This window comes from Nocardia sp. NPDC058114, from assembly GCF_042884695.1.
Lineage (GTDB): Bacteria > Actinomycetota > Actinomycetes > Mycobacteriales > Mycobacteriaceae > Nocardia.
This window is the reverse complement of the sequence record NZ_JBHVTK010000010.1, coordinates 1-17,710: the sequence shown is the minus strand read 5'-3', so window position 1 is coordinate 17,710 and position 17,710 is coordinate 1. Positions and strand designations below refer to the sequence as shown.

Annotated in this window: 14 protein-coding genes and 1 rRNA gene; 9 read left to right on the top strand and 6 right to left on the bottom strand. The window is 68.3% G+C overall.

What is annotated here, in order from left to right; all coding sequences use genetic code 11:
- The first annotated feature begins 63 nt into the window (after nucleotides 1-63).
- Nucleotides 64-1,314, top strand: a complete 1,251-nt coding sequence (locus ACFVVI_RS28860; protein WP_387447587.1) for a serine hydrolase domain-containing protein — start codon at nucleotides 64-66, stop codon at nucleotides 1,312-1,314.
- Nucleotides 1,315-1,330: 16 nt separating this feature from the next.
- Here ACFVVI_RS28860 and ilvA read toward each other — a convergent pair whose 3' ends face one another.
- Complete coding sequence (gene ilvA / locus ACFVVI_RS28855) at nucleotides 1,331-2,683, bottom strand: threonine ammonia-lyase IlvA (RefSeq protein WP_378992653.1); 1,353 nt, start codon at nucleotides 2,681-2,683, stop codon at nucleotides 1,331-1,333.
- Nucleotides 2,684-2,771: 88 nt separating this feature from the next.
- Nucleotides 2,772-3,206, bottom strand: a complete 435-nt coding sequence (locus ACFVVI_RS28850) for a nitroreductase family deazaflavin-dependent oxidoreductase (protein WP_387447586.1) — start codon at nucleotides 3,204-3,206, stop codon at nucleotides 2,772-2,774.
- Nucleotides 3,207-3,303: 97 nt separating this feature from the next.
- On the opposite strand from ACFVVI_RS28850, the gene ACFVVI_RS28845 reads away from it, so the two are divergent.
- On the top strand, nucleotides 3,304-3,519 hold the full coding sequence (locus ACFVVI_RS28845; RefSeq protein ID WP_387447585.1) for a hypothetical protein: 216 nt from the start codon (nucleotides 3,304-3,306) through the stop codon (nucleotides 3,517-3,519).
- A 41-nt stretch (nucleotides 3,520-3,560) separates the two neighbouring features.
- Here ACFVVI_RS28845 and ACFVVI_RS28840 read toward each other — a convergent pair whose 3' ends face one another.
- Nucleotides 3,561-6,392: an AAA family ATPase gene (locus tag ACFVVI_RS28840; protein WP_387447584.1), complete on the bottom strand. Its 2,832-nt coding sequence runs from the start codon at nucleotides 6,390-6,392 to the stop codon at nucleotides 3,561-3,563.
- 158 nt (nucleotides 6,393-6,550) lie between these two features.
- On the opposite strand from ACFVVI_RS28840, the gene ACFVVI_RS28835 reads away from it, so the two are divergent.
- Together ACFVVI_RS28835 and ACFVVI_RS28830 are read left to right on the top strand one after the other, a co-directional pair.
- On the top strand, nucleotides 6,551-6,907 hold the full coding sequence (locus ACFVVI_RS28835; RefSeq protein ID WP_378992660.1) for a nuclear transport factor 2 family protein: 357 nt from the start codon (nucleotides 6,551-6,553) through the stop codon (nucleotides 6,905-6,907).
- A gap of 26 nt (nucleotides 6,908-6,933) precedes the next feature.
- Nucleotides 6,934-7,353, top strand: a complete 420-nt coding sequence (locus tag ACFVVI_RS28830; RefSeq protein WP_387447583.1) for a hypothetical protein — start codon at nucleotides 6,934-6,936, stop codon at nucleotides 7,351-7,353.
- Nucleotides 7,354-7,425: 72 nt separating this feature from the next.
- Here ACFVVI_RS28830 and treY read toward each other — a convergent pair whose 3' ends face one another.
- The 3 genes from treY to ACFVVI_RS28815 all read right to left on the bottom strand — a co-directional run bounded on the left by treY (nucleotide 7,426) and on the right by ACFVVI_RS28815 (nucleotide 12,577).
- Nucleotides 7,426-9,813, bottom strand: a complete 2,388-nt coding sequence (gene treY, locus ACFVVI_RS28825) for a malto-oligosyltrehalose synthase (protein ID WP_378992690.1) — start codon at nucleotides 9,811-9,813, stop codon at nucleotides 7,426-7,428.
- Between the two features lie 48 nt (nucleotides 9,814-9,861).
- Nucleotides 9,862-11,964: a glycogen debranching protein GlgX gene (glgX, locus tag ACFVVI_RS28820; RefSeq protein ID WP_387447582.1), complete on the bottom strand. Its 2,103-nt coding sequence runs from the start codon at nucleotides 11,962-11,964 to the stop codon at nucleotides 9,862-9,864.
- A gap of 67 nt (nucleotides 11,965-12,031) precedes the next feature.
- Complete coding sequence (locus tag ACFVVI_RS28815) at nucleotides 12,032-12,577, bottom strand: cupin domain-containing protein (protein ID WP_378992663.1); 546 nt, start codon at nucleotides 12,575-12,577, stop codon at nucleotides 12,032-12,034.
- A gap of 35 nt (nucleotides 12,578-12,612) precedes the next feature.
- On the opposite strand from ACFVVI_RS28815, the gene ACFVVI_RS28810 reads away from it, so the two are divergent.
- The 5 genes from ACFVVI_RS28810 to ACFVVI_RS28790 form a co-directional block, all read left to right on the top strand.
- Nucleotides 12,613-13,074: a MarR family winged helix-turn-helix transcriptional regulator gene (locus ACFVVI_RS28810; RefSeq protein ID WP_378992664.1), complete on the top strand. Its 462-nt coding sequence runs from the start codon at nucleotides 12,613-12,615 to the stop codon at nucleotides 13,072-13,074.
- Between the two features lie 60 nt (nucleotides 13,075-13,134).
- On the top strand, nucleotides 13,135-14,412 hold the full coding sequence (locus tag ACFVVI_RS28805) for an adenosylmethionine--8-amino-7-oxononanoate transaminase (protein WP_387447581.1): 1,278 nt from the start codon (nucleotides 13,135-13,137) through the stop codon (nucleotides 14,410-14,412).
- Nucleotides 14,409-15,608, top strand: coding sequence for an 8-amino-7-oxononanoate synthase (locus tag ACFVVI_RS28800; RefSeq protein ID WP_387447580.1), 1,200 nt, complete (start codon nucleotides 14,409-14,411; stop codon nucleotides 15,606-15,608). Before ACFVVI_RS28805 ends, ACFVVI_RS28800 begins: the two co-directional genes overlap by 4 nt.
- Nucleotides 15,605-16,285, top strand: a complete 681-nt coding sequence (gene bioD / locus ACFVVI_RS28795) for a dethiobiotin synthase (protein WP_387447579.1) — start codon at nucleotides 15,605-15,607, stop codon at nucleotides 16,283-16,285. Before ACFVVI_RS28800 ends, bioD begins: the two co-directional genes overlap by 4 nt.
- Nucleotides 16,286-16,724: 439 nt before the next feature.
- Nucleotides 16,725-17,710, top strand: a 16S ribosomal RNA gene (locus tag ACFVVI_RS28790); the annotation flags it as partial.

Below are 17,710 nucleotides of genomic sequence, written 5' to 3'. Positions count from 1 at the left end.
ACGGGTCGGCCACATTCCGAAACGTGGCGTTGCCGAATAGGCATAACGCCGTATAGTCGGATGATGAGCAACGACGCTTACGGGCAGGACAGCGCTGCCCTCCCGGCCGGTATCGGGGGTTTCGCCCCGGCCGGATTCGGTCCGCTGGTGCGCGCTTTCGCCACCTTGATCGGCCATCGCCGCGACGCGGGCGGTGCGCTCGCGATCTATCGGCACGGTGAACCACTCGCCCATTTCTGGACCGGTAGTGCGGGTGACCGACCATGGAACGCCGAGACCGGCGCGATCGTGTTCTCCGCGACCAAGGGTGTCACCGCCACCGTCATCCACCGGCTCGCCGACCGCGGACTGATCGACTACCAGGCGCCGGTCGCCGAATACTGGCCGCGTTTCGCCGCGCACGGCAAGGGTGCGATCACCGTCGCCGACGTGCTCACCCACCGCTCCGGGCTGTCGTCGCTGTCCTCGGTCGCCAACACCGCCGCGGAAGCCCTCGATCACGAGTTGATGGAGGACCGCCTGGCACTGGCCACCCCGGACCGGATGCTCGGCACCCCCACCTATCACGCCCTGACCTACGGCTGGCTGCTCGCGGGCCTGGCCAGGGGCGTGACCGGCCGGAGTATGAGCGAGCTGATCCGCACCGAGGTCACCGATCCGCTCGGTATCGACGGTATCCACCTCGGTCGCCCCGCCGCGGACTCGTCGACCGAATACGCCCGGCTGGCCGGTGCGCACCTGAGCTTCGCCGCGCATCCCGTCGGCGCCAGTTTCCTCGCCAATGTCGGATTCCGGCTGCCCGGACCGCTCGGCGCGGCCGCTCGCTGCCTGTTCGTGCCCGGTCTCGACGGCATTCTCGACGGTGACGACCCCACGATCCTGAACACCGAGATGCCCGCGGGCAACGGTGTCGCGACGGCCGCCGGACTGGCGAAGATGTACGCGGCGCTGGCCGACGGCGTCACCGTCGACGGCATGCCGTACCTGCAGCAGAGCACGCACGCCGCGATCCGCCGGGTGCAGAGCTACCAGCTCGACCACGCGCTGTTCTACCTGCCGATGATGTGGCACCTGGGCTATCACTCGTTGCCCGTCCCCGGCGCGCGGCACGGCTTCGGCCATATCGGGCTCGGCGGTTCGTTCGGCTGGGTCGACCCGCAGTCGGGTCTCTCGGTGGCCTACGTTCACAACCGTCTCGACCAGATACTGCTGCCCTACGACCAGCTCGCCATGGGCTGGCTACTGCCGCTGGTCGTGTCGAGCGTGCGCGCGAGTCGCACGTCGGGACACCGCGAGGACCGCGCGGCGGCGTGACCGCCGCGCGGCGGACCTACGTCAGGTAGCGATAGGCGGGGGAGCCCGGTTCCAGGCGTTCGGCCTGGATCGGGGACTCCTCGATACGGTGCATCAGCGACGCCAGATTGTCGGTGGCACCGAGCTCGATGCCGACCAGTGCGGCCCCGGTATCCCGGTTGTTGCGCTTGACGTACTCGAACATGGTGATGTCGTCGTCGGGGCCGAGGACATCGTCGAGGAAGCGGCGCAGCGCACCGGGCTCCTGCGGGAAGTCGACCAGGAAGTAGTGCTTGAGACCGCGGTGCACCAGTGAGCGCTCGATGATCTCGCCGTAGCGCGACACATCGTTGTTGCCACCCGAGACCAGCACCACGACCGTGCTGTCGGGCGCGATGTCGATCTCGGCCAAGGCCGCGGTGGCCAGCGCGCCCGCGGGCTCGGCGATGATGCCTTCGCTCTGGTAGAGGTCGAGCATCGCGGTGCAGATAGCGCCCTCGTCGACCAGCATCACCCGGAAAGCCGCTGTCCCGGTGGAGGATCCGGGTGTGGTGAGCAGGGGCAGCGAGGCATGCGAGACCATCCGGCCGCCGAACGACGCCGCCGCCCGGTAGGGCAGTTCGCCGATGCGGCGCACGGCGGCGCCGTCGACGAACGGGTCGATCTCGGGCAGCGTCACCGGTGCGCCGGCGACCAGCGCGGCGGTCAGCGAGGCCGCACCCGCGGGTTCGACGGCCAGCAGACCGGTGTGCGGTGCGCGTTCGCGCAGGTAGGTGCCGATGCCGGCGAGGCAGCCGCCGCCGCCGACCGGGACGATCACCAGGTCGGGGGCCGTGCCGAGCTGGTCGAGGAACTCCGCGGCGATGGTGCCCTGGCCCGCGGCGGTGCGCGGGTCGTCGAACGGCGGCACCATGGTGGCGCCGGTGCGGGCGACATCGTCGGCGGCGGCCGCGGCCGCGGCGTCGTACGTCTCGCCGACGGCGATCAGCTCGACGAACTCGCCGCCGTGCACGCGGATGCGGTCGCGCTTCTGCTTGGGGGTGGTGGTCGGCACATAGATGCGCCCGCGCACACCCATCGCCCGGCAGGCGAACGCCACGCCCTGCGCGTGATTGCCCGCGCTGGCGGTGACCACACCGGCCGCGCGCTCGGCGGCGGTGAGCTGCACCATCAGGTTGTAGGCGCCGCGCAGCTTGTAGGAGCGAACCGCGGTGAGGTCTTCGCGCTTGAGGTACACCTGCGCACCGGTGCTCGCCGACAGCCGCGCGCTGTACTGCAGCGGAGTCGGCTCGATGATGTCGGAAATTCGCTTGGCGGCGGCGTCGATCTCGTCCGCGGTGAGCGGCGGACGGATTACGGACACTTCGGCGACGTCAGCGATGGGGGACACCCGGACAATGCTACCGAGGCGGTTCGCGCGCTCGGCGAGCGGAACCACCCGCCGTGGCGACCACGGCGGGTGGGCTCGGACCTGCGGTTCAGCGCGGCGTGAGGACGAAGACCGGGATCACGCGATCGGTCTTCTTCGTGTACTCGTCGTAGTCGGGCCACACGGCGACCGCGCGCTCCCACCACTGCGCTCGCTCGTCGCCGGCGAGCTCGCGTGCGGTGTAGTCCTTGGTGGTGGTGCCGTCGCGCAGTTCGACGTGCGGATCGGCCTTGATGTTGTGGTACCAGACGGGATTCTTCGGCGCCCCGCCCAGCGACGCGACGACGGCGTACTCGCCGTCGTGCTCGACCCGCATCAGCGGCGTCTTGCGCAGCTTGCCGGTCTTGGCGCCCTTGGTGGTGAGCAGGATGACGGGCTTGCCTTGCAACGAGGTGCCCTCGGCGCCGCCGGAGTTCTCGTAGGTCTCGGCCTGTTCGCGTGCCCAGTCCGAAGTGCTCGGTGCGTACTCTCCTGTGAGTGGCATGACCTGCACAACGAACCATCGCCCTGTGATGTTCCCGATAGAGCCACTCGAACAAGTTCGGTGGACCGAACTTCGATGTACGCCTATCCTGGTCTGCATGGCAGTGCTCACCTCATCGGCAGCATCCGCGACCGTCGACATCGCGGGTAGTGCTTGGCCGGTCTACAAGCTCGAGGCGCTCGTTGCCGCGCTCGTGGTCGCCGCGCTGCTGCTGCTGATCGTCGGGTCGCCGCAGGTCGCGGTGCTGGCGGCCGCCGCGGTCGCCGCCGTTCGCTGGACCGTCGGCGCCACCCGCACCGCCTCGCGCCACTGATTCGGGGCGCCAGGCCAGGTTCGTGCTCCCCGGATGGCGGATCATTCCGTCAGGTCGAGCGAACTCAACTCACCGCGCGACAGCACGCCCAGCTTCGGATACGCCTTGTACAGGTGATGGCCGACGGTGCGGTGGCTCAGGAACAGCCGTGCCGCGATCTCCCGATTCGACAATCCCTGCGCGGCCAGCCGCACGATCTGTGATTCCTGCGGAGTGAGCAGGCTCAGCGGGCCGCCGCTCGCACGCGTACCGGTTCCGACACCGAGCGCGCCCAGTTCGGTGCGCGCGCGTTCGCTCCACGGTGCCGCGCCGAGCCGATCGAACAGCGCTGTCGCCTGTTCCAGCTGGGTCCGCGCGTCGACCTTGCGCTTGTCGCGGCGTAGCCACTCGCCGTAGAGCAGCCGAGTGCGGGCTTCGTCGAACGGCCGGTTGGCGGCGAGCGCGGCCACGAAATGCTGTTCGGCCGCCGGGCCGTCGGCCAGCAACGCCCGGCCACGGGCCGCCAGCGCCGCGATCCACTCCTGCGCGGTCCGCTGCGACCAGGCGGTGAGCCGATCCAGCGCCTCGGTCGCGCGGTCGGTCGCGCCGAGCCGAACCGCTACCTCGATCTGATCCGGCAGTGTGCGCAGCCCGATGACGTGGTGCCGCGCCGGTTCGATCGTCATCTGCGCGAGCTCGGTCCTTGCCTGCTCCAGCCTGCCTTCGCCGAGGGCCAGCAGCGCCACGGCCGCGTGCGCCCACGACGCACCGACCGCGCCCGGCCCGCCGAATTCCTCGGCCGCCGCACGCTCGGCATGGTCGCGACACGCTGCCGAATCACCCTGTAGCGCGGCGAGATACGCGAGAAATGCGTGGATCTGACTGATCCACTGCGCCTGTCCGCTGTCCTGTGCGATCCGCAGCCCTTCCTCGGCCGCGATCCGGCTCTCCCTCGGTCGCCCGCCGAACAACAACCCCTCCGATCGGAAGAACAGCAGCGGCGCCAGCAACCCGATCCGCCCCTGCTCCCGGCATTCCCTGATCAACTCGCCGGCCAGTTCCTCGACCTGCTCGTCTTGCCCGACGACCAAACCGCTGCCACACAGCTGCACCAGGTCGGCCGGACTGTCCGCCCCGCCGGTCCGGGCGGCGGCCGCCGCGTCCCGCAGGTCGGCGACCCGCTGACCTGTCACCGACCCGGTCAGGTAGCGCGCGATCGGCGTCGCGGGGTCTTCCTCCATCAGCCGCAGCGTCGCCAGGACATCGGCGACCTCGTCGAGCTCATCGGGTCCGAGGTACCAGGCGGTGTGCACGGCCTTGGTCAGAATCCGGGCCGCGCCACGGGGATCGGATTCGCGCATCGCGACGGCCGCTGACATCAACCGCCGATGTGCGGAACCCGGTTTGCCGCCCGCGAATTCGGCCTGCGCCCGCACCAGGTCCAGCCGCAGCTCGAACGCGGCTCCGCCTTCCTCGGCCGCGCTGCCCTGCTCGCCGCCCCCGCCGACTACCCCGGCAGCGCCGACAGCCTCTCGTTCGCCAGGTCGCGCCGCCTGCTGCGCCGGGCCGCCGGTTGCTGGCGCGCCGGGGGCATCGCCTGCCGGCTCGCGGACGTCGCTCCACAGGGACGCGGCTCGCTCGGCCAGTCGCTCTGCGCGGTCGGTGAGGCCCGCCTCCGTCGCGGACTCGGCGGCGAGGACGAGTCTGCGCACGCGGGCGTTCGTGTCGATGCTCAGCGCGGCCGCGCGATCGTAGGCGGTCACGGCGGCATGGAGGCCGTGGCGGCGGCGGGCACGGTCGGCTGTGTGCTCGAGTGTGGTGGCGGTGTTCTCGTCGGGACCTGTTGCGGCACTGGCGAGATGCCATGCCCGCAGGTCCGCGGTGTCGTCGCCGCTCAGTGCGTCGGCCAGGGCGCGGTGGGCGGCCAGCCGGTCGGTGAGCGCGGCGCCTTGATACACCGCCGACCGCAGCAGTGGGTGGTGCCAGGTCAGCACCTGACCGTCGGTGCCGATCATGCCCGCGTCCTGGGCGGGTTGCAGATCCCGCAGTGACGCACCGAGACCGGCCGCGGCACGCAGGATCGGCGCCAGGTCCGCGGCACCGGCCGCCGCCGCGACCAGAAGCGCGGTCCGCGTCGACGCGGGCAAGCGGGTGACGCGGCCGTGGAAGGCCAGCTGTAACCGCTGCGACAACGGCAGCGGATTCGCATCGTCGACACTGCCGTCGCCGACTACTGCCGGAAGTTCCAGCAGTGCAAGGGGATTACCGCCCGACTCGGTGAGCAATCGATACCGGACGGCCGGACTCAGCGGGGTCGTACCGGCATCGAGCAGTGCCGCCGACGCCTCGGGACGCAGACCGGACAGGGCGAGTTCTGTCAGCCCGGGCGCGGGAAAATCCTGCGGTCCCGAGCGCGTGGCGAACAGCATCACCACTCCCTCGGCCTCGAGCCTGCGCGCCGCGAACAGCAGTGCCTCCGCGCTGGCCCGGTCCAGCCAATGCGCGTCGTCGATCAGGCACAGCAGCGGCCCGTCGGCTGCCTCCTCGGCGAGCAGGGTCAGTACCGCCAGCCCGATCAGCATCCGATCGGCGGGTGCGCCCTCGCCGAGCCCGAACGCCGACTCGAGCGCGTCACGCTGCCGCGACGGCAGGTGGCGCACGAGCTCCATACCTGGCCGGACCAGCAGATGCAGTGCCGCGAAGGGCAATTCGGCCTCGGACTCGATCCCCGCGCTACGCACTGTCGGAACACCTTGCGCTGCCGCGTAATCCAGCAGCGCGGTCTTCCCGATCCCGGCCTCGCCGCGCACCACCATGGCCCCGCTTCGCCCCGCGCGCGCCCCGCTGAGCAGGTCATCGATCCTGGCCTGTTCGGCATCGCGTCCGTGCAGCATGGGCTCCACCGTATCGCCGTACCGGTACCGCGGGCAGCCGCGCCGGGAAAAGTACCTATACGCGACTGATTCGACCGACCCCCCTCGCGCCATAACGTTGTGCCCATCGCAGGAACTACCAGCGAAACACCAGCTCACAACCTATTTCGGAGGTCGAGATGAACACCGTCGTCGCACAGTACCTGGAAGCGTGGAACACCCGCGAGCCCGCCGCCCGCCGCTCCGCCGTCGCCCGTCTGTTCACCCCGCGGGCCCGCTACGTCGACCCGCTGGTCGCGGTCACCGGCCACGCCGAACTCGAGGCCGCCATCGCCGGTGTCCAGGCTCAGTTCCCCGACTGGACATTCACCCTGGCCGGTCCCGTCGACGCCCATCACGACCAGGTCCGCTTCACCTGGGGTCTCGGCCCCGCCGACGCCCCCGCCGTGGTGATCGGCTTCGACGTCGCCGTCCTCACCGACGGCCGCATCGACAGCGTCTACGGCTTCCTCGACCAGGTTCCCGCCACCACCTGACCCCTTCGCAGCCAAGGAGATCCGCCATGACCACCACCGCTCCGTCCCGCCTGTCCTCGTTGTTCGCCGCCGGCGAGAACCTGCTGCGGCTGTCGCTGCGCCTCGACGCCGTCGTCACCACCGCCAACGGCCTGGCCTACCTGGCACTGGCGCAACCACTGGAACGGCTGCTCGGACTCGATGCCGGTGTCGGCCTCGCGATCGGCGCCTTCCTCACCGCCTACGGCCTGGCCGTCGCCGTCGTCGGCCGATCGGCGCCGGTCAACCGGGCCGCGGCGTCGGCGGTGGCGATGGGCAACACCGTCTGGGTCGTGGCCAGTCTCGCCGCGCTGTCGACCGGTGCGCTCGGTCTCACCACGGTGGGTGTGGTGTGGGCGGTGATGCAGTCGGTGACTGTCGGCGGTTTCGCCGCGCTGCAGTATCTGGGACTACGTCGTAGTCGCTGAGATGGACGCGAGGGACCGGCTCGCGCAGTGTCGGTCCCTCGCGGGTGCGCGCCTTCTGGCCCGTGAGTGCTGTCAGCGCACCAGCAACGCGACAGGAAGTCGAGCGAACAGTTTGTCCACCCGCGCACTCCCCGCGAAGGTGTTCCCGGTGAGCCGATCGGTCCAGTTGCCCTGCGGCAGCGGCAAAGTGGTGTCCAGCCAGCCCGTCGTGCCGAGCCCGACCGAATGCCGGGTCGCCGCCACGATCACCTCCGGCGCTTCGCCCGCGGGCCCCCGCCCGTAGGCGATGAACCGATGCGCGTGCTCACCGATGGCATAGAGCGGGCGGTACATCCCGCCGACGAAGCACTCCGGCCGCTCCCGGCGCAACCACAGCGCGTAGGCGACCACCCACATCTTCGCCGCGCCGGTGGTGTCCAAAGTCGGTGTGTCGGTGAGTGACTGGAGCATCCCGACCCGGGTGGCGAAGTTCACCGGCCGCCGGTTGTCGGGGTCGACGAGGGAGTCCTCCCACAACTCGGTGCCCTGATAGATATCGGGAATCCCCGGCGCGCCCAGCTGCAAGAGCTTCTGCGCCACCGCGTCCGACCACGCGTGCGGCGCGAGCTCGTGGGCCAGATCGCCGATGCCGGTACCGACCGGTCCATCGATCACCGCGTCGAGCCAGCCGTGCACGGCCGATTCGAACGCCGCGTCCGGCTCCTCCCAGGAAGTCTTCGTGCCCGCCTCGCGAATCGACTTCTCCGCGAACATGTGCAGCCGGTCCCGCAGCCCCGGCACCGACGAGGCGGGTCGCCCGTCGGCGGGCCACACCCCGAACATGTTCTGCAACAGGAACAACGCGGTCGCCCCGTCGGGCGCGGGGGTGGTCTCCAGCCAGCCTCGAACCCGCTGCGACCAGACATCGGCGACCTGCGACAACACCCCGATCCGGGCACGCACATCCTCTCCGCGTTTGGTGTCGTGGGTCGAGATCGTCGTCATGGTCGCGGGCCAGCGCTGCGCGCGTTCACTGTTGGACAGGTGGAAGTCGTTGACGGAGTGGCCGAATCGGGCCGGATTGCCGCCCACCTCCTGCAGCGACACCAGCCGCGCACCCTGATAGAACATCGTGTCCTCGACCGATTTGGCGGTGATCGCCCCACACACCTGCGAGAACCTCGTCGCCGCTTCACCCCCCACCGACAGCGCGGTCACCAGCACCGACAGCGGCGCCGTCAGCTCGGCGTTGCGCTTCTCCACCTCCGCCACGACCGCGGCCGTCATCCCGGCCAGCGGTGCGTAATCCACCCGGTACACCGGCATGAAAGCCAGTACCTCGATGGTCGCGTTGCTCACCGCGAGAGTGTCGAAACTGCCCGCGTTGCCGTCGCGTTTGATCGCGGCGACCAATCGCCGGATCTCCGGCGCCAGAATGGTTTCGGCGACAGCGCGTTTGATCCGATGCTCGGTTTCACCGAACCACGCCCGGTCGCTGCCGTGCCCCGCGACGTGCTGGGACAGTTCGGTCAGCGTCGCTTCGCCCGCCGGATCGATCAGCACCCCACCGAGATCGGCGAGCGCGTCGTAGCCGGTGGTGCCGTCGACCGGCAGCGTCGCGTCCAACGGCTCGCGATTGGCGAGGATCTTCTCGACGAGCAGGAGCCGTTGCGGCCCGATCAGCCTGCGCAACCGGGTCAGATACGCGCTCGGATGCGACAAGCCGTCCGGATGATCGACGCGAACGCCGTCGATCAGATCGTGTTCGCACCAGGCTGCCAGCTCCCGGTGCGTCGCCTCGAACACCTCCGGGTCTTCCTGCCGGATCGCGGCCAGACTGTTCACCGCGAAGAACCGCCGATACGTGCACACCCCGGCCTTCCAGCTCACCAGCCGGTAGTGCTGGCGGTCGTGGATGCGCAGTGCGTTGTCACCGTCGGTGCCCGCCGCGATCGGGAATCGCAGATCGTGCAAGGCCAGCATCGGTTCCGCGCCGGACCGGTCGACGGTGAGCGCGGCCGGGTCGTTCTCGTTCTGCAGGACCGGCAGCGCCAACCGCCCGCCCGCGCCGTTGCCCGAGCTCCAGTCGATGTCGAAATACTTGGCGTACTGCGACTTCTGGCCGTTGCGCAGCACATCCCACCACCACCGATTCTGCCGCGGATCGGCGACACCCACATGGTTGGGCACCAGGTCGACGATCAATCCCATACCCCGGCTCCGCACTTCGTCGGAGAGCGCTTTGAGGCCCGTCGGCCCGCCGAGCGCGGCGGAGACCGTGGTGGGGTCGGTGACGTCGTAACCGTGCGTCGACCCGTGCGTCGCGGTGAGGATCGGCGACAGGTACAGGTGCGAGATACCCAGCTGCTGCAGGTATTCGGCGATGGCGCGGGCATCGGCGAAGGTGAGCGCGTCGGGGCGCAACTGCAACCGGTAGGTGCTGCGCACCGTGCCCGCCCGGACGGGCGCGCGATGCAGCATGGTCAGCGGGTCGGTCACATAGGTCTCGGTCATCGTCTCGCTCGGCGGCTAGGTGGTTCGGCGCAATACGAGCAGGCAGCGGCTGGCGACCGGCAGCGTCGCCGCCGCGGCGTACACCGCGTCGGCCGCGCCGGTCGGGGTCGAACAATCCAGGGCGAGCGACCACTGCGCGCCGAACTCCGGTCCGGGCAGTACGAAATCGATCGCTTCGTCGTGCGCATTGAAGCACAGCAGGAACGAGTCGTCGGTGATGCGCTCACCCCGTGGACCCGGTTCGGCGATGCCGTCACCGTCGAGGAGCACGGCCAGTGATTTCCCGAAGCCGCTGTCCCAGTCGTCGTTGGTCATCTCGGTGCCCGCGGGCGCGAACCAGGCGATCTCGCGTCGGTGACCCTGATCGTCGCTCGGCCCCGCGGCCAGGAAGCGGCGACGCCGGAAGATCGGATGGTCGGTGCGCAAGGCGATTACCGTGCGGGTGAACTCGAGCAGGTCGGCATTCGACTCCGCCAGCGACCAGTCCATCCACGCCAGCGGCGAATCCTGGCAGTACACATTGTTGTTGCCGAGCTGCGTGCGTCCGATCTCGTCACCATGGGCGAGCATCGGCGTGCCCTGACTCAGAATCAGCGTGGCCAGCAGATTGCGTTGCTGACGTGCACGCAGCGCGAGGATCCGGGGATCGTCGGTCTCGCCTTCGACACCACAGTTCCAGGATCGGTTGTGGCTTTCACCGTCCCGATTGCCCTCACCGTTGGCGTCGTTGTGCTTCTCGTTGTAGGACACCAGGTCGCGCAGCGTGAAGCCGTCGTGCGCGGTGACGAAGTTGATGCTGGCACCGGGCCTGCGGCCCGTCGACTCGTACAGATCCGACGACCCGGTGAGCCGAGAGGCGAACTCGCCCAGTGTCGCGGGCTCCCCGCGCCAGTAATCACGCACTGTGTCCCGGTATTTGCCGTTCCACTCGGTCCACAGGCTGGGGAAGTTGCCGACCTGGTAGCCGCCTTCGCCCACGTCCCACGGTTCGGCGATGAGCTTGACCTGACTCACCACCGGATCCTGGTGTACCAGGTCGAAGAACGCGGAAAGCCGGTCCACATCGTGCAATTCGCGTGCCAGGGTGGCGGCGAGGTCGAAGCGGAAGCCGTCGACGTGCATGTCCAGAATCCAGTACCGCAGCGAATCCATGATCAGTTGCAGCGTGTGCGGATGCCGGACATTGAGGCTGTTGCCGGTGCCGGTGTAGTCCTTGTAGTGCTCGGGGTCGGCCTCGTCGAGCCGGTAGTAGGCGGCGTTGTCGATCCCGCGCAGGCTCAGTATCGGCCCGTTGTGGTTGCCCTCGCCGGTGTGGTTGTAGACGACGTCGAGAATCACCTCGATGCCCTCGGCATGCATCGCGCGCACCATCGCCTTGAACTCCGCGACCGCACCGTCGCCACGCGGTCGGGCCGAATACTGGTTGTGCGGTGCGAGATAGCCGATGCTGTTGTAGCCCCAGTAGTTGCGCAAGCCCTGATCGGTGAGCACGTGATCGTGGAAGAACTGGTGCACCGGCATGAGCTCGATCGCGGTGACGCCCAGCGACTTCAGATGCCCGATGATCGCCGGATGCGCCAGGCCCGCATAGGTGCCGCGCAGGTCCTCCGGGATATCCGGGTGCGTCATCGTCAGGCCCTTGACGTGCGCCTCGTAGATCACCGTCTCGTGGTACGGCCGGTTCGGCGGGCGGTCGGGGCCCCAGTCGAAGAACGGGTTGATCACCACCCCGGTCATCGTGTTGCCCAGCGAATCCAGCCCGTAGGTATAGAGCGAGGGATCGTTGACGAATTCGCCGTCGAACGCTTTCCCGTACGGGTCGAGCAGCAGTTTGCTGGGGTCGCAGCGCAATCCGAGCTCCGGATCGTACGGACCGTGGACCCGAAAGCCGTACCGCTGCCCCGGGGTGACGGAGGGCAGGTAGGCGTGCCAGACATAGCCGTCGACTTCGTCGAGGTCGACGCGGGTCTCGGAGCCGTCCTTGGCGATCAGGCAGAGCTCGACCTCGGTGGCGACTTCGGAGAACACCGAGAAGTTCGTGCCGCCGCCGTCGTAGGTCGCGCCGAGCGGATACGGGGTGCCCGGCCACACCTCGGGTCGGTCGTTCGGGCTCGACATGCTACGACAGTAATGGAACCCCGGGCCCCACCGCGCACGATGTGACCGGCCGCTCGCTGACCGCCGCTCAGGCCGATGTGGTCGCGAGCAGCCGCCGCGCGTAGCCCGTGCGCCGCGCGAGCCCGGCCAGTCCGCCGAAGATCAGCCGTTGCAGGAATGCGGGCGGACCGGCGAGATAGCCGTCCTGGTACTCCCACAGCAGCCCGAGGGCGAGCGGATTGCGGGGCAGTTTGCTCGTCGTCGTCTGGTTCGCGTTGTCGAGGCCGCTCCAGAACGCGAACATCTCCCAGTGCCGCAGCGGCGGACGGATCACGTGGTCCATCACGGTGTCGCCGGCTTCGTTCCAGAACTCGTGGACGACGCGCGGCGCAGCGGTGACCGTGTCGCCGGGCTTCGCGACGATCTCTTCGCCGCCGATCCGGAAGCGCACCTGACCGGTGCGAACGGTCCAGGTTTCGCTGATCTCCGGATGCCAGTGCGGGCCCGCTTCGCGGCCGACGTGGGGCAGTACGTGTTCGAGTCGGAGATAGGCGCCCTGCGCGTCGGCGCCACGATCGACGAGCGTGACCCGATGCCCGTTGCGAAAGGTGAGGACGGAACCGATGTCAGCCATGATCCAGGTATAAAGGTAACCTTCCTATTATGTCAATGGCTGAGCGGTCCTCCTTGCTGAAACTGCTGGTCCAGGCGGCCGATGCCTACGAGCGCGCGCTGAACCCCGCGCTGCGCGCCGGGCTCGGAACCGATCTGCGCCCAGCGCACTACGCGGTGTTCCGATACCTCGCACCGGAAGGCTCCCGGGTGACCGCGCTGGCCGAGGCCGCCGGAATGACCCAGCAGTCGATGGGGGAGTTGGTCACGCACTTGGAGAAGTGCGGATACGTGGAGCGCGCGCCCGATCCCGCGGACGGGCGCGCGCGGCTGGTGGTCACCACCACGGCCGGTCGGGAGGTGATGGCGCTGGCCGGGCAGCACATCCAGCGCATCGAACGGATGATCGCCGCCGAGCTGGGCGCGGAATCGCTCGCCGTGGTCCGCGACGCCCTCGCCCGGCTCCCCGCCGCGATCGCCCATCATGCCGACACCCCGCCCGCCGATGACGGCAGGTGATAACTTGAACAGTGTTCAAGGCTGTCGTCTCGGCAGCACCGGGCGACGACGAGGAAACCTGTGGACCTGACCCCCGAGCAGATCACCGCCCTCGATGCCGAACACGTCTGGCATCCCTACGGCGGATTCCCCGCGACCACCGAGCCGCTGGTCGTGGCGAGCGCGGCAGGAACGCGACTCACTCTCGCCGACGGCCGCGAACTCGTCGACGGGATGAGCTCGTGGTGGGCGGCCGTCCACGGATACTGCCACCCGGTCCTCGACGCGGCCCTGCTCGCGCAATCCCAGCGCATGAGTCACGTGATGTTCGGCGGGCTCACCCACGAACCGGCCACCCGGCTGACCCAACTGCTGGTCGAACTCACGCCCGCCGGTCTCGACAAGGTGTTCCTCTGCGACTCGGGCTCCGTGTCGGTCGAGGTCGCGACCAAGATGTGCCTGCAGTACTGGCGCGGCGCCGGGCGCCCGGCGAAGAACCGGCTGCTCACCTGGCGCGGGGGATACCACGGCGACACCTTCACCCCGATGAGCGTCTGCGACCCCGATGGCGGCATGCACTCACTGTGGACCGACGTCCTCACCGAGCAGGTCTTCGTCCCCGCGCCGCCACGAGAGTTCGAACCCGGCTACGTCGCCGAACTCGAACGCGCGGTCGCCGATCATCGCGAGGAACTGGCCGCGGTGATCGTCGAACCGGTCGTCCAGGGCGCGGGCGGCATGCGCTGGCACGATCCGCGCTACCTCACCGAACTGCGCCGGATCTGCGACGACAACGACGTGCTGCTCGTCTTCGACGAGATCGCCACCGGGTTCGGCCGCACCGGCGAGCTGTTCGCCGCCGACCACGCGGGCGTCGCGCCCGACGTGATGTGCGTCGGCAAGGCGCTGACCGGCGGCTACCTCACCCTGGCGGCGGCGCTGTGCACCACGCGGATCGCCGAGACCATCAGCGCGGCACACGGCGGACTGATGCACGGGCCGACCTTCATGGGCAACCCGCTGGCCTGCGCCGTCGCGGTCGCCTCGATCGAGTTGCTGCGCTCGCGGGACTGGCGAGGCGAGGTGTCCAGGATCGAGTCGGAGTTGCGGGCCGGCCTCGCGCCGCTGGCCGAGCTGCCCGGTGTCGCCGAAGTCCGCGTGTTCGGCGCGATCGGCGTCGTCGAACTCGACGAACCCGTCGATATGCGCGCCGCGACCGATGCCGCCGTCGACGCGGGCGCCTGGCTGCGCCCGTTCCGCAATCTCGTCTACACGATGCCCCCGTTCATCAGCACCAGCGCCGACATCGCCGCCATCACCGAGGCCGTGGGCGCGGCGGTGAAGGCCTCGATCGCATGAGCCCGACCGTCCTGAACGGTGTTCAAGTATGCTGCTCAACTGTGAGTACGGATCCGTTGAGCTGGTTGGACGAGCGTGCGGCCGAACGGGTCGACGCGGGGCTACGCAGGCATCTGCGCGAGCGCGTCGCCGAGTCGTCCGCGATCGACCTCGCCTCCAACGACTACTTGGGCCTGCACCGGCACCCGGAGGTCGTCGAGGGCGCGATCGAGGCGGTGCGGCGCTGGGGAGCAGGCTCCACGGGCTCTCGCTTGGTCACCGGAACGACCACCGAGCACGCGCTCCTCGAACTCGAACTGGCCGAATTCGTCGGCGCCGAAACAGGATTGGTCTTCGCGACCGGCTACGCCGCCAACCTCGGCGTGGTCACCGCGCTGGCCGGACGCGGCACCCTCGTGGTCTCCGACGCGGGCTCGCACGCCTCACTGGTCGACGCGTGCAGGCTTTCCCGCGCCAGAGTCGCGATCGCTGCGCACCGCGATGTCGCCGCGATCGAACGACTGCTCGCCGAGCGCACCGAAGAGCGCGCGTTGGTACTCACCGATTCGGTCTTCAGCGCAGACGGCGATCTCGCACCACTGGCCGACCTGCATCGCGTCACCCGTGCGAACGGCGCGATCCTGATCGTCGACGAAGCGCACGGACTCGGGGTCCGTGGCGAGGGCGGACGCGGGCTCGTGCACGAGCTGGGCTTGGCGGGCGAAGCGGACCTCGTGATCACCGCGACGCTGTCGAAGGCATTCGCCGCCCAGGGCGGCGTCGTCCTGGCCGATGCCAGAATCCGTGCCCACCTCATCGATGCCGCGCGCACCTTCATCTTCGATACCGGCCTGGCTCCCGCCGCCGTCGGTGCGGCTCGCGCCGCGCTGTCGCTGCTGCGCCGCGACCCGTCGATGGCCACCCGCGTTCTCGACCGCGCCGCCGACATCGCCCGGATCGCCGGGGTCCCCGAACCGGATTCCGCGGTTGTTTCCGTCGTCCTCGGCGAAGCTCGAGTCGCCTTCGATGCCGCGCAGGCATGCCGCGCCCGCGGCCTCGACGTCGGCTGCTTCCGCCCGCCGTCGGTTCCCGAAGGCACCTCACGGCTGCGGCTCACCGCCCGCGCCGACCTGACATCCGCCGAACTCGAGACGATCGCCGAGGTCCTCGGCGACGTTCTCGCGTCGGCCCGCGGCAAGGAATCGGTGACGGCATGACTGTCCTGCTGATCAGCGGCACCTCGACCGACGTCGGCAAAACCGTCGTCACCGCGGCACTGGCCGCGGCCGCGCAGGCGGCGGGACGCACGGTCGCTGTCTGCAAGCCCGCGCAGACCGGCATCGCCCCCGGCGAACCCGGCGACCTCGCCGAGGTCATCCGCCTGACCGGGGTGACCCGCACCCTCGAGCTCGCTCGCTACCCGGAACCACTCGCTCCCGACACCGCCGCGCGGCGCGCGGCCATGCCGCTGCTGACTCTGAGCGATACCGTCGCCGCCGTCGAATCGCTCGCCGATGCCGACCTGGTGCTGGTCGAAGGCGCGGGCGGACTGCTGGTGCGGATGGGCGAGTTCACCCTGCTCGACCTCGCCCAGAAGATCGGTGCACCGGTAGTGGTTGTCGCCGCAGCAGGCCTGGGCACCCTCAATCACAGTGAACTCACCACCCGGACCCTCGCCGCGGCAGGTGTTCCCTGCGCCGGCTTGGTCATCGGTTCCTGGCCGACCGATCCCGACCTCGCCTCCCGGTGCAATCGCGACGACCTTCCGCGAGTCACCGAGACCCCGATAGTCGGCGCGATCCCCGCCGGCGCTGGACAGTGGGACCGCCACCGCTTCACCGCGGCCGCACCGAGCTGGTTCACCGCCGGTCCGCTGCTTGGAAACCACCCTTGACCAGCCGATTTGACTTCGTGTTGGTCGGCACGTAACTTTATTCGAGTCAGAGCGACACGGACACCGACTCAGCCGCCCAGCGGCCGGGACACGAGGTAGGACGTTGAGCGCCTGACTGATCATGTGTTCAGGGTTACTTGATCGGAACTTGCTTCCGGTGAGCTTCCTGAGCTAAAGTTTGAACCCTTGCCTCACCGAAACCCCTACGAGAAGTTGTGGGTAGAAGTGTGTGCGTGTGTTCTTTGAGAACTCAATAGTGTGTCGATGAATGTCAGTGCCAATATTTATATTGGTTCCAGCTTTCATGTACCCCCCGGTCATGGAGGTTGGACATTGAAAAACAACAGCGAAACTTTTTTGCTGGTGTTTGGCTTTGCTAGGTTTTCGGACTCTAGTTAGATAATTTTGATTGCACCCCTCGGGGTGTTTTCGAGAGTCTTCAACGGAGAGTTTGATCCTGGCTCAGGACGAACGCTGGCGGCGTGCTTAACACATGCAAGTCGAGCGGTAAGGCCCTTCGGGGTACACGAGCGGCGAACGGGTGAGTAACACGTGGGTGATCTGCCCTGTACTTCGGGATAAGCCTGGGAAACTGGGTCTAATACCGGATATGACCCAAGGTTGCATGACTTTGGGTGGAAAGATTTATCGGTACAGGATGGGCCCGCGGCCTATCAGCTTGTTGGTGGGGTAACGGCCTACCAAGGCGACGACGGGTAGCCGACCTGAGAGGGTGACCGGCCACACTGGGACTGAGACACGGCCCAGACTCCTACGGGAGGCAGCAGTGGGGAATATTGCACAATGGGCGAAAGCCTGATGCAGCGACGCCGCGTGGGGGATGACGGCCTTCGGGTTGTAAACCCCTTTCGACAGGGACGAAGCGCAAGTGACGGTACCTGTAGAAGAAGCACCGGCCAACTACGTGCCAGCAGCCGCGGTAATACGTAGGGTGCGAGCGTTGTCCGGAATTACTGGGCGTAAAGAGCTTGTAGGCGGTCTGTCGCGTCTTCTGTGAAAACTTGGGGCTCAACCTTAAGCTTGCAGGGGATACGGGCAGACTAGAGTACTTCAGGGGAGACTGGAATTCCTGGTGTAGCGGTGAAATGCGCAGATATCAGGAGGAACACCGGTGGCGAAGGCGGGTCTCTGGGAAGTAACTGACGCTGAGAAGCGAAAGCATGGGTAGCAAACAGGATTAGATACCCTGGTAGTCCATGCCGTAAACGGTGGGTACTAGGTGTGGGTTTCCTTCCACGGGATCCGTGCCGTAGCTAACGCATTAAGTACCCCGCCTGGGGAGTACGGCCGCAAGGCTAAAACTCAAAGGAATTGACGGGGGCCCGCACAAGCGGCGGAGCATGTGGATTAATTCGATGCAACGCGAAGAACCTTACCTGGGTTTGACATACACCGGAAACCTGC

Excerpts from the sequence above, each read along its gene's own strand:
- ACFVVI_RS28860 (WP_387447587.1), top strand. The coding sequence starts at position 64 with ATGAGCAACGACGCTTACGGGCAGGACAGCGCTGCCCTCCCGGCCGGT.
- ACFVVI_RS28850 (WP_387447586.1), bottom strand. The coding sequence starts at position 3,206 with ATGCCACTCACAGGAGAGTACGCACCGAGCACTTCGGACTGGGCACGC.
- ACFVVI_RS28845 (WP_387447585.1), top strand. The coding sequence starts at position 3,304 with ATGGCAGTGCTCACCTCATCGGCAGCATCCGCGACCGTCGACATCGCG.
- ACFVVI_RS28840 (WP_387447584.1), bottom strand. The coding sequence starts at position 6,392 with ATGCTGCACGGACGCGATGCCGAACAGGCCAGGATCGATGACCTGCTC.
- ACFVVI_RS28835 (WP_378992660.1), top strand. The coding sequence starts at position 6,551 with ATGAACACCGTCGTCGCACAGTACCTGGAAGCGTGGAACACCCGCGAG.
- ACFVVI_RS28830 (WP_387447583.1), top strand. The coding sequence starts at position 6,934 with ATGACCACCACCGCTCCGTCCCGCCTGTCCTCGTTGTTCGCCGCCGGC.
- treY (WP_378992690.1), bottom strand. The coding sequence starts at position 9,813 with ATGCTGCATCGCGCGCCCGTCCGGGCGGGCACGGTGCGCAGCACCTAC.
- glgX (WP_387447582.1), bottom strand. The coding sequence starts at position 11,964 with ATGTCGAGCCCGAACGACCGACCCGAGGTGTGGCCGGGCACCCCGTAT.
- ACFVVI_RS28815 (WP_378992663.1), bottom strand. The coding sequence starts at position 12,577 with ATGGCTGACATCGGTTCCGTCCTCACCTTTCGCAACGGGCATCGGGTC.
- ACFVVI_RS28810 (WP_378992664.1), top strand. The coding sequence starts at position 12,613 with ATGGCTGAGCGGTCCTCCTTGCTGAAACTGCTGGTCCAGGCGGCCGAT.
- ACFVVI_RS28800 (WP_387447580.1), top strand. The coding sequence starts at position 14,409 with ATGAGCCCGACCGTCCTGAACGGTGTTCAAGTATGCTGCTCAACTGTG.
- bioD (WP_387447579.1), top strand. The coding sequence starts at position 15,605 with ATGACTGTCCTGCTGATCAGCGGCACCTCGACCGACGTCGGCAAAACC.